Genomic DNA, 9,286 nt, shown 5'->3' with positions numbered 1-9,286 from the left:
GCTGCGAACAGCACGCCCCCGGGCCGGCGCGGCTCACCGCATCCGCCCCAGCGCGTCCTTCAGCCGACGGGCGTCGCGCAGCCGCTGCTCGTACGTCGCGCCCACCACCAGCAACAGCAGCCCGGCCAGGGCCGGCGGCAGCCAGCGGGGGAGCGCCCCCGCCACCTGCACCACGTACGGCGCCAGCTCGTGCAGCCCGTCCAGCGCCAGCACCGCCCCGCCGAGCACCAGCAGGGCCTGGAGGCGGTAGCGCGCGCCCAGCAGCGTGATCACCAGCGCCGCCACGCCCAGCAGCAGCGGCCGGAGCCAGTCCGTGTCGGTCCAGGCGACCGCCAGGCTCGGCAGCAACGTCGCCGCGAGCCCGGGACCGTACGCCGTCCACGACGACGCCTCCGCGTCCTTCCAGCGCCGCAGCACCCCCACCACCAGGGCGGGCACGGTCACCGGCAGGGTGTACGCCTCCGGGAACGACACCTCCGAGGCCGCCAGCCGCACCCAGGTGGCCAGCACGAACAGCGCCGCCGCCAGGTAACCCGCCACCGGCCGCCGCTCCGTCCGCACCGCCGCACCCGCCGCCAGCACCCCGCACAGCGCCAGCACCAGCGCCAGGAACGGCGCGTCCGGCACCGCGAGCCCCACGGCGACCAGCGCCCCCAGCGCGCCGGTCAGCTCCACCGGCAACGCCACCGGGTTCCGCCGCAGCCGCGCCCCGAGCAGCACCGTCAGCGCGGGCACCAGGAGCAGCAGCGGCGCGGCCTCGTACGGGGCGAGCCCCAGGGACCGGCCCGCGAACCCCGTGAGCACGGTCGCCGAGACCGTCGCGGCGACCGCGGACACCGCACGCGGCGCCCCGGCCCCCGCCCGGACCGCCGCCCCGGCGAACAGGGCCGCCAGCGCGCCGAACACCGCGTAGGAGGCCCCCTCGGACGCCAGCGACAGCAGCCCGACGCTCACCGCCCCGGCCACCGCCGCCACCAGCGCGGTCACCGCCACCGCCGCCGACCCCTCCCGGCCGCCCTCCGCGCCGCGTACGGCCAGCGCGAGCAGACCGGCCACCAGCACCGTCTCCGCGACGACCGCGACCGCGTAGGGCACGTCCAGCACGGCCCCGGTGAGCAGCAGCGCACCCCAGCCGAGCGCCAGGGCCCCGGCACCGGCCGCCCCGCGCAACGCCGCCCCGGAGAGCCTGCGCGCACCGCCGGCCCCGGCACCGGTCCAGGCTCCGGTCCACGCCGCACTGTTCCAGCCCGACCAGGGGGCGCCGGCCCCGTGTGCCGCCGTCCCGGACGCTCCCGGCACCTCCGCACCCGGCGTCCCGGCCCCGTGCCCCGAGGCACCCGCACCGGCCGCACCTCGCGCCGAAGCGTCGCCCGGCCTACCCGCGCCCGGTGTCCCGCCCGCTTCCGGCGTCTCCCGCGCGGTCAAGGGCCCGGCGATCCGCGCCAGCGACGGCCACCACCGGTACGCCGCCCCCAGCAGCCCGGCCACCAGGGCCAGCACCGCCGGGGCCGCGGCCGGCTCCGACCACGAAAGCGTCGACCCGAGCGCGGACCGGAAGCCCTCCGGCGACCCCGCCCACACGTCCGACAGCAGCGTCACCGGGCCCAGCAGCACCGCCGCGACCCCCGGCACCGTCCCCACCAGGGCCCCGGCCGTCACAGCGGCCGACGCCACCAGCACCCCTTGCGCCGCGTTCCTCGGCAGCCGGGCCCGTACGACCGCCGTCAGCGCGAGGCCGCACAGCAGGTACGCGAGCACCCGCCAGCCGTCCGGCACCGCCGCCGCCGGTACGCCGCCCACCGCGGCCACCGCCGCGAGACCGGCCACCACGCCGCCCGTGCGCGCAAAGCCCTTCGGCGCGCGCCACGCCCCGGCCAGGGCCGCCGCAGCCGCCGTCAGCAGCAGCGCACCGGGCGCCACCGCCCCGAGCGGCCCGGAGGCCGTCGTGGACAGCGTCAGCCCCACCAGCAGGGCCGAGAAGCCCATCACCGATCCGCCGACGCACGCCAGGACCCGTGTCCCGGTGCCCCGGCCCCACAGCGCGATCGCACCGTCCAGCACCGCCGTCGCCAGCAGCGCCCACCCGACCACCAGTGCCGGCGCGCCCGCGGCCCACGCCCAGAACAGCAGCGGCCACTGGGCCAGCACCACGGCGGCCGGCAGCGGAAGGCGCAGCTTGCCCAGCGCCAGCCCGTACGCCGTCCACAGCGCCGCGAGCACCGCGAAGGCGACCGCCGTGAAACCGAGCCCGTCCGTGTCCGGGGCCGCCACCGCGTGGACCGCGTAGACGTCCAGCAGCGTCAGCACCAGGGCCAGGGCCGCCAGCGCCTCGGCGGTGGCGCCCAGCCCCCGCCGCAGCAGCACCGCCGGGGCGATCAGCGCCCCCAGCGTCACCGCCGCCAGCACGGCCGACCGGCCGCCGATCCCCATCGAGCCCCAGCTCACCAGCGTGAACGCGATGGCCGCGACCGTCAGCAGCAGACCGCCCAGCGTCAGCAGCACGTTCTGCGCGCTGCGCGGCGCGGATGCCTGCTTCGGGGGGACGGAACCCCACGGCTGTGCCGGTGCGCCCGCCCGGCCGCCGGACGGTGCTCCCCAGCCGGACGGGTTCCAGCCCGGGGCGGCCGTCGGCGCCGGCGGCCGCAGCGCGGCGAGCAGCCAGGCGCGCCGGGTCAGCAGCTGGGCCCGGCGGGCGTCCAGCTCGGCCAGTTCACGGTCGAGGCGGGCCAGTTCCTCGGCAGGCGGGGGCACATGTTCCATGTACGGGAGTGTGGCCCCGGCCACCCGGCCCGTACATGCGCTCGGATACTCACTTCGCGGCCGGGACGCCCTGAGTAGAGCGCGGCCGGAAGGAGTTTGAACGAAGCCCGCGAAGCCCTGTATGGTTCAACCCGTTCCCGGGCGATTAGCTCAGTGGGAGAGCGCTTCGTTCACACCGAAGAGGTCACTGGTTCGAACCCAGTATCGCCCACCGGGGAAAGCCGGTCCGCACGCGTCACGCGGACCGGCTTTCGCATGTCCGGACCACCCGGACCCTCACGCCGCCGCGGGCAGTTCCGGGCGCAGCGGCCACGACGGGTCCACCGCCTCCGGCGTCCCGCTCTTCGCGAACCACGCCTCCAGGCCACGCGCCTGGGCCGCGTGCCAGGCCACCTGGCGGCTGTGCAGCTCGGACGGCGACAGCCGCTCCAGCCGGGTCGAGAAGCGCCGGCACACAGCCCGCACCAGCTCCAGTGAGGCGGTCGCGTCGGCCGCCGCGTCATGGGCTCCGTCGAGCACCACCTCGTAACTCGCGCACAGATCCGTGAGCGTACGGCGGCCCTTGCGGTAGCGGTCCAGATGCTTGTCCAGCACCCGGGGGTCCACCACCCGCATAGGCGCCCCGTCGAGATAGCGCGCCAGCGACGACGCCCGGTGCCGCCTCAGCTCCCGGTCCAGCAGCGTCAGGTCGAAGGGAGCGTTCATCACGACCAGCGGCCGGCCCGTCGCGCAGCTCTCCGCCAGTGCCCGGGCTATCTCGTCCATCACCGGGGCGGGCCAACGCCCGTTGCGCTGAAGGTGTTCGTCGGTCAGTCCGTGGATATCCGTCGCCCCGGGCGGAACCGGAACCCCCGGATTGACCAGCCAGCGAGTGACGCGGACGCGACCGCCCGCGGTGTCCTGCGCGACGAGAGCGGCCGAAACGATTCGGTCCCGCTCGACGTCCACGCCTGTCGTCTCCGTGTCAAAAGCGGCCAGCGGCCCTTCGAACCAGTGCATCATCCCCGAACTCCTCGCACCCGCACGGCAGATGGAGTGATTCCTCTGCCCGGTATCGGTGATACCCGGGCTGTTTGCCTGATACGCCGTTTGCGGGCGGTCTGATGCGGTGACAACACAGGTGGGACGCCCGGCAGTTGCCGGCGACGTCCGTCGATCCGCCCAGCCCACGAAACCCGCCGGCAGACCACCTGCCCTCGATCGGCACGCCCGGAAGGCACACGGAGCCATGGCGCTCGCGCAGCCCGACCCCGGGGGAACCGCCCGCACCGAGGCCTTCGGGCCCCGGCCGCCGCAGCAGCTCGAAGCGCCGCTGCGCGGCTCCCTCGCCACCACCGCCTGCATGGAGACCCTTCAGGTGGGCTATCTGCACGCCGTCGCGGCGGCGGCGGGATGCTCCCTGTCCCAGCCCTTCCCCGACAACGGCATCGACTGGCATGTCAGCCACGGCGCCCCGGCCCACACCGTCGACGACGAAGTGACCATCAAGGTGCAGCTCAAGTGCACCTACCAGATACCGCCGCACCCGGCCGGCGGGGCGTTCTCCTTCACCCTCGACAACGCCCACCTCGTCAAGCTCGCCCGCTCCCCGGTGACGGTGCACAAGATCCTGGTCGTGATGATCGTGCCCCGCAGCCAGGACGACTGGCTGCGCGCCGGGCCCGGCGGCCTCGACCTGCGCCACTGCTGCTACTGGACCAATTTGGCCGGCCACGCGGTGACGGGCCGGCACCGGACCACTGTGCGCATCCCGACCTCGCGGATCTTCGACGACCGCGCACTCTGCGACATCATGGCCCGGGTCGGGGCCGGAGGGAGACCCTGATGCACCGGTCGATGGACGAGCCCACGGGCGCGGCGGGAATGCCCGCCGCCCGCTCGCACCCCACCGTCCGCCCCTGGCCCCCGCCGCTCGCCGAGGCCGGCACCGAGCTGCCCGACCCCGCCGTCCTCGGGGCCCTCCTGCGCCGGCACGGCTGGCAGCGGCGCGGCGGAGCGCCGGGGCGTTACGGCCGTTGGACCCCGCCCGGACCCGCGGCCGGGGCGACCAGCCTGCTGGTGCCCGAGAGCGCGGCCTTCCCCGACAGCGGGGAGCTGATCGAGGAAGCCCTCGTCGCCCTCGGCCGCAGCGCCGACCCCTCCGCCCGGGACGTCCTGGTCTCCCTCGCCGTGCCCAGCGACGAGATCCGGTGGTGGCGCGAGGCCCCCGAGTCGGCGGCCGGAGCGGTCGGCGCCTCGGGCTGGACCGAGGCCGAGGCCCTGCACACGGCAGCCCGACAGGTCCTCATGGCCGGGGCGCTGGCGGCCCGCGGCCGGGCGGGCTACCACGGGGCGCGACACCGCAGGAAGGCCCGCGCCGCACTGGACGACGCGCTCATCGGCCCCGCCCCCGGCGGCCGCAGCCTCACCGCGTACGTCCCCGTCGCCTCCGGGCGCGCCGTCGCCGTCCAGCTCTGCCACGCCCTGCACGCCACCCGCGAGGCGGTCGACTACCAGCGGGCCACCGGTGGCATGGAGGCCTTCGACAGCGCGATCGCCGCGGGCGTCGGCCGGGAGCTGACCGAGGCGCTGATCGCCCTGGTGCGCGGCTCCGAGGGGGCCGGGGTCGACCTGCGGTGGGCGCCCGCCGCAGGCACTCCGGACGGCTGCCCGGCCCGCCCCGCCCCCGTCGAGTTCTCCCCGGGCGACCTGCCCGCCCTGCGCGCCGCCGGAGCCCGCTACCTCCGCGACGAACCCGCCGTGCAGGTCCGGCTGACCGGTGCGGTGGTCCGGCTGCGCCGCTCCGGGCCGCGCGGGGCCGGGATCGTACGGCTGCGGGTGCTGGCCGGGGCCGAGGTCGCGCACGTCCGCGTGGAGCTGGACGAGGAGGCGTACCGCATCGCGGGCCACGCCCACCTCGTGGGGCTGCCGCTGCGGGTGGAGGGGCGGCTGGAGAACCGGGGCGGCTTCCGGCGGCTCACCGGGGCCTCGCAGGTCGCGCCCGTCCAGGTCGACGAGGCGGAGCGGGACCGGCTGATGAAGGCGCTCCAGGAGAACGTCGACTTCTTCGAGGAGGCGTGCGCGGGGGAGGAGCCGTAGGGCGGCCCGGAAGGCGTTCGCGTCGGGGGCGTACGGCTCGGTACGATTCTCCTTGCCCGTGGACCAGGAAACGGGCATCCCCTCAGTCAGGAGAGACCGGTGTCAGACGTCCGTGTGATCATCCAACGCGATTCCGAGCGGGAAGAGCACGTGGTGACGACGGGCACGACGGCCGGCGAGCTCTTCCCCGGGCAGCGCACCGTCGTCGCCGCGCGCATCGGCGGCGAGCTGAAGGACCTCTCGTACGTCCTCCAGGACGGCGAGAGCGTCGAGCCGGTGGAGATCTCCTCCGAGGACGGCCTCAACATCCTGCGCCACTCCACCGCGCATGTGATGGCCCAGGCCGTGCAGGAACTCTTCCCCGAGGCCAAGCTCGGCATCGGCCCGCCGGTCAAGGACGGCTTCTACTACGACTTCGACGTCGAGAAGCCGTTCACCCCCGAGGACCTCAAGGCCATCGAGAAGAAGATGCAGGAGATCCAGAAGCGGGGCCAGAAGTTCTCCCGCCGCGTGGTCTCCGACGAGGCCGCCCGCGAGGAGCTGGCCGACGAGCCGTACAAGCTGGAGCTCATCGGCATCAAGGGCTCCGCCTCCTCGGACGACGGCGCGGATGTCGAGGTGGGCGGCGGCGAGCTGACCATCTACGACAACCTCGACCCGAAGACCGGCGACCTGTGCTGGAAGGACCTCTGCCGGGGTCCGCACCTGCCGACCACCCGGTTCATCCCGGCGTTCAAGCTGATGCGCAACGCCGCGGCGTACTGGCGCGGCAGCGAGAAGAACCCGATGCTCCAGCGCATCTACGGCACCGCCTGGCCGACCAAGGACGAGCTGAAGGCGCACCTGGAGTTCCTGGAGGAGGCCGCCAAGCGCGACCACCGCAAGCTCGGCAACGAGCTGGATCTCTTCTCCTTCCCCGACGAGATCGGCCCGGGCCTCGCGGTCTTCCACCCCAAGGGCGGCGTCATCCGCCGGGCCATGGAGGACTACTCGCGCCGCCGTCACGAGGAGGAGGGCTACGAGTTCGTCTACAGCCCGCACGCCACCAAGGGCAAGCTCTTCGAGAAGTCCGGCCACCTGGACTGGTACGCCGACGGCATGTACCCGCCCATGCAGCTCGACGACGGGGTGGACTACTACCTCAAGCCGATGAACTGCCCGATGCACAACCTGATCTTCGACGCGCGCGGCCGCTCCTACCGCGAACTGCCGCTGCGCCTCTTCGAGTTCGGCACGGTGTACCGGTACGAGAAGTCGGGCGTCGTGCACGGCCTGACCCGCTCGCGCGGCTTCACGCAGGACGACGCGCACATCTACTGCACCAAGGAGCAGATGGCGGAGGAGCTGGACCGCACGCTCACCTTCGTGCTGAACCTGCTCCGCGACTACGGGCTCACCGACTTCTACCTGGAGCTGTCCACCAAGGACCCGGAGAAGTACGTCGGCTCGGACGAGACCTGGGAAGAGGCCACCGAGACGCTGCGTCAGGTCGCCGAGAAGCAGGGCCTGCCGCTGGTCCCGGACCCGGGCGGCGCCGCGTTCTACGGGCCGAAGATCTCCGTGCAGTGCAAGGACGCCATCGGCAGGACCTGGCAGATGTCGACCGTGCAGCTCGACTTCAACCTGCCGGAGCGCTTCGACCTGGAGTACACCGGCCCGGACGGCTCCAAGCAGCGCCCGGTCATGATCCACCGTGCTCTGTTCGGTTCCATCGAGCGCTTCTTCGCCGTGCTCCTGGAGCACTACGCGGGTGCGTTCCCGGTCTGGCTCGCCCCGGTCCAGGCCGTCGGCATCCCGATCGGCGACGCCCACATCCCCTACCTGCAGGAGTTCGCCGCCAAGGCGCGCAAGCAGGGGCTGCGGGTGGACGTGGACGCGTCCTCGGACCGGATGCAGAAGAAGATCCGCAACCAGCAGAAGGCCAAGGTGCCCTTCATGATCATCGCCGGTGACGAGGACATGGCCAACGGTGCCGTCTCCTTCCGCTACCGCGACGGTTCGCAGGAGAACGGCATCCCGGTCGACGAGGCTCTCGCCAAGATCGCGAAGGCCGTCGAGGACCGCGTACAGGTCTGACCGTTAGGCGAAACGGCCCCCGCAGCGCTACCCGCGCTCCGGGGGCCGCTTCTCGTCCTCCCTGGTGAACACCTGGACCAGCCACGACGAGAACGACCCGGTCACCGCGCCGAGCAGCGCCAGGCCGCCGGCCATCAGCCCCGCCGCGACCGTCCGGCCCCAGAACGTGACGGGTGCGACGTCCCCGTAACCGACCGTCGTGAGCGTCGCGCACGCCCACCACACGGCGTCGCCGAACGTGCGGATGGAGGCGTCGGGGGCCGTGTGCTCCAGGTGATAGACCGCGAGCGAGGCGGCGAAGCCGAGCAGGGCGGCGGTCAGGCTCGCGTACGAGATCACTCGCGCGTACAGGCTGAGCCGCGGGCGGTCGCGGCGTTGCTGCACCGCCGTGTACACCCTGACCATGCGCAGCGGGCGCAGCAGGGGCAGCAGCAGGACCAGGGTGTCGAGCCAGTGCACGCGCAGAAAGCGCGCGCCCAGTCCGCTGAGCCGCAGCCGCGTCCCGTAGTCCACGAGGAACAGCAGCCAGGTCGAGCAGACGAGGATCAGCGCGACGTCGTTCCAGGGTTCGGCCTCGTGCGGGGTCAGCACCCGGACCGCGTATCCCGTCAGGAAGAGCAGCCCCGCGGCGAAGAGCGGAACCTCCGTGCGCTGCTCCCAGCGGGCCAGCCGGGCGGGTCGATCGGGGGCGGGTCGGTCGCTCATCGGCTCAGCATCGTGGGCGGCCGAGCGGTGCGCCCCCGGCGACACGCTCCGCCGGGGGGACGCAATATGCTGATCGGCATGACGAGTGAGCCGGAGCACCAGATCGGCGTGGGGACGCCCGACGCATTCCAGCGCCTGTGGACCCCCCATCGGATGGCGTACATCCAGGGCGAGAACAAGCCGAGCGGCCCGGGCGCCGAGGACGGCTGTCCGTTCTGTTCGATTCCGGAGAAATCGGACGAGGACGGGCTCGTCGTAGCGCGCGGCGAGCGCGTCTACGCGGTCCTGAACCTGTACCCGTACAACGGCGGCCACCTCATGGTCGTGCCCTACCGTCATGTGGCCGACTACACCGAGCTGGACGGCCCGGAGACGGTGGAGCTGGCAGACTTCACCAAGCGGGCGATGGTCGCGCTGAGGGCGGCCTCCGGGGCGCACGGCTTCAACATCGGCATGAACCAGGGCTCGGTGGCCGGGGCCGGGATCGCCGCGCACCTGCACCAGCACCTGGTGCCGCGCTGGGGCGGGGACACCAACTTCATGCCGGTCATAGGCCACACCAAGGTGCTGCCCCAGCTGCTGGGCGACACCCGGGCGATGCTGGCCGACGCCTGGCCGACGGGCGAACTGCCGGCCCGCTGAGCACGGTACGGCGAAGGGGAGGTGC

At 73.7% G+C, this 9,286-nt stretch carries 7 protein-coding genes and 1 tRNA gene; 5 read left to right on the top strand and 3 right to left on the bottom strand.

The genetic code is table 11. From position 1 onward, the window contains the following. Positions 1-33 precede the first annotated feature (33 nt). Positions 34-2,760 (bottom strand): SCO7613 C-terminal domain-containing membrane protein, encoded by a 2,727-nt coding sequence (locus ACFWM7_RS30470; protein WP_383266675.1) that lies wholly within the window; start codon positions 2,758-2,760, stop codon positions 34-36. A 139-nt stretch (positions 2,761-2,899) separates the two neighbouring features. Here ACFWM7_RS30470 and ACFWM7_RS30465 point away from each other — a divergent pair. Next, positions 2,900-2,971, top strand: a tRNA-Val gene (locus ACFWM7_RS30465). A 65-nt stretch (positions 2,972-3,036) separates the two neighbouring features. Here the strand turns inward: ACFWM7_RS30465 and ACFWM7_RS30460 are convergent. Next, complete coding sequence (locus tag ACFWM7_RS30460; RefSeq protein ID WP_383266673.1) at positions 3,037-3,762, bottom strand: 3'-5' exonuclease; 726 nt, start codon at positions 3,760-3,762, stop codon at positions 3,037-3,039. Positions 3,763-3,988: 226 nt separating this feature from the next. On the opposite strand from ACFWM7_RS30460, the gene ACFWM7_RS30455 reads away from it, so the two are divergent. The 3 genes from ACFWM7_RS30455 (at position 3,989) to thrS (ending at position 7,914) form a co-directional block, all read left to right on the top strand. Continuing rightward, entirely contained in the window at positions 3,989-4,585 is a 597-nt protein-coding gene (locus tag ACFWM7_RS30455; protein ID WP_383266671.1) for a DUF4365 domain-containing protein, read from the top strand. After that, the gene (locus tag ACFWM7_RS30450) at positions 4,585-5,838 is read left to right on the top strand and encodes a hypothetical protein (protein ID WP_383266668.1); all 1,254 of its coding nucleotides are present in this window, start codon (positions 4,585-4,587) and stop codon (positions 5,836-5,838) included. Before ACFWM7_RS30455 ends, ACFWM7_RS30450 begins: the two co-directional genes overlap by 1 nt. Before the next feature lie 99 nt (positions 5,839-5,937). Next, positions 5,938-7,914, top strand: a complete 1,977-nt coding sequence (gene thrS / locus ACFWM7_RS30445; protein WP_383266666.1) for a threonine--tRNA ligase — start codon at positions 5,938-5,940, stop codon at positions 7,912-7,914. A gap of 27 nt (positions 7,915-7,941) precedes the next feature. On the opposite strand, the gene ACFWM7_RS30440 is transcribed toward thrS, so the two are convergent. Beyond that, a complete protein-coding gene (locus ACFWM7_RS30440) occupies positions 7,942-8,619 on the bottom strand; it encodes a potassium channel family protein (protein ID WP_383266663.1) in 678 nt (225 codons plus the stop codon). Between the two features lie 66 nt (positions 8,620-8,685). Here ACFWM7_RS30440 and ACFWM7_RS30435 point away from each other — a divergent pair, with 66 nt between their 5' ends. Continuing rightward, entirely contained in the window at positions 8,686-9,261 is a 576-nt protein-coding gene (locus tag ACFWM7_RS30435) for an HIT family protein (RefSeq protein ID WP_383266661.1), read from the top strand. The last annotated feature ends 25 nt before the right edge of the window (positions 9,262-9,286 follow it).

It is taken from the genome of Streptomyces sp. NPDC058375 (assembly GCF_042723425.1).
Lineage (GTDB): Bacteria > Actinomycetota > Actinomycetes > Streptomycetales > Streptomycetaceae > Streptomyces > Streptomyces durocortorensis.
Note: the sequence above shows the minus strand (reverse complement) of the source record. Positions and strands in the feature narration are given on the sequence as shown.

Coding starts and splice junctions, on each gene's coding strand:
- ACFWM7_RS30455 (WP_383266671.1), top strand. CDS start 3,989: ATGGCGCTCGCGCAGCCCGACCCCGGGGGAACCGCCCGCACCGAGGCC.
- ACFWM7_RS30435 (WP_383266661.1), top strand. CDS start 8,686: ATGCTGATCGGCATGACGAGTGAGCCGGAGCACCAGATCGGCGTGGGG.
- ACFWM7_RS30450 (WP_383266668.1), top strand. CDS start 4,585: ATGCACCGGTCGATGGACGAGCCCACGGGCGCGGCGGGAATGCCCGCC.
- ACFWM7_RS30460 (WP_383266673.1), bottom strand. CDS start 3,762: ATGATGCACTGGTTCGAAGGGCCGCTGGCCGCTTTTGACACGGAGACG.
- ACFWM7_RS30440 (WP_383266663.1), bottom strand. CDS start 8,619: ATGAGCGACCGACCCGCCCCCGATCGACCCGCCCGGCTGGCCCGCTGG.
- ACFWM7_RS30470 (WP_383266675.1), bottom strand. CDS start 2,760: ATGGAACATGTGCCCCCGCCTGCCGAGGAACTGGCCCGCCTCGACCGT.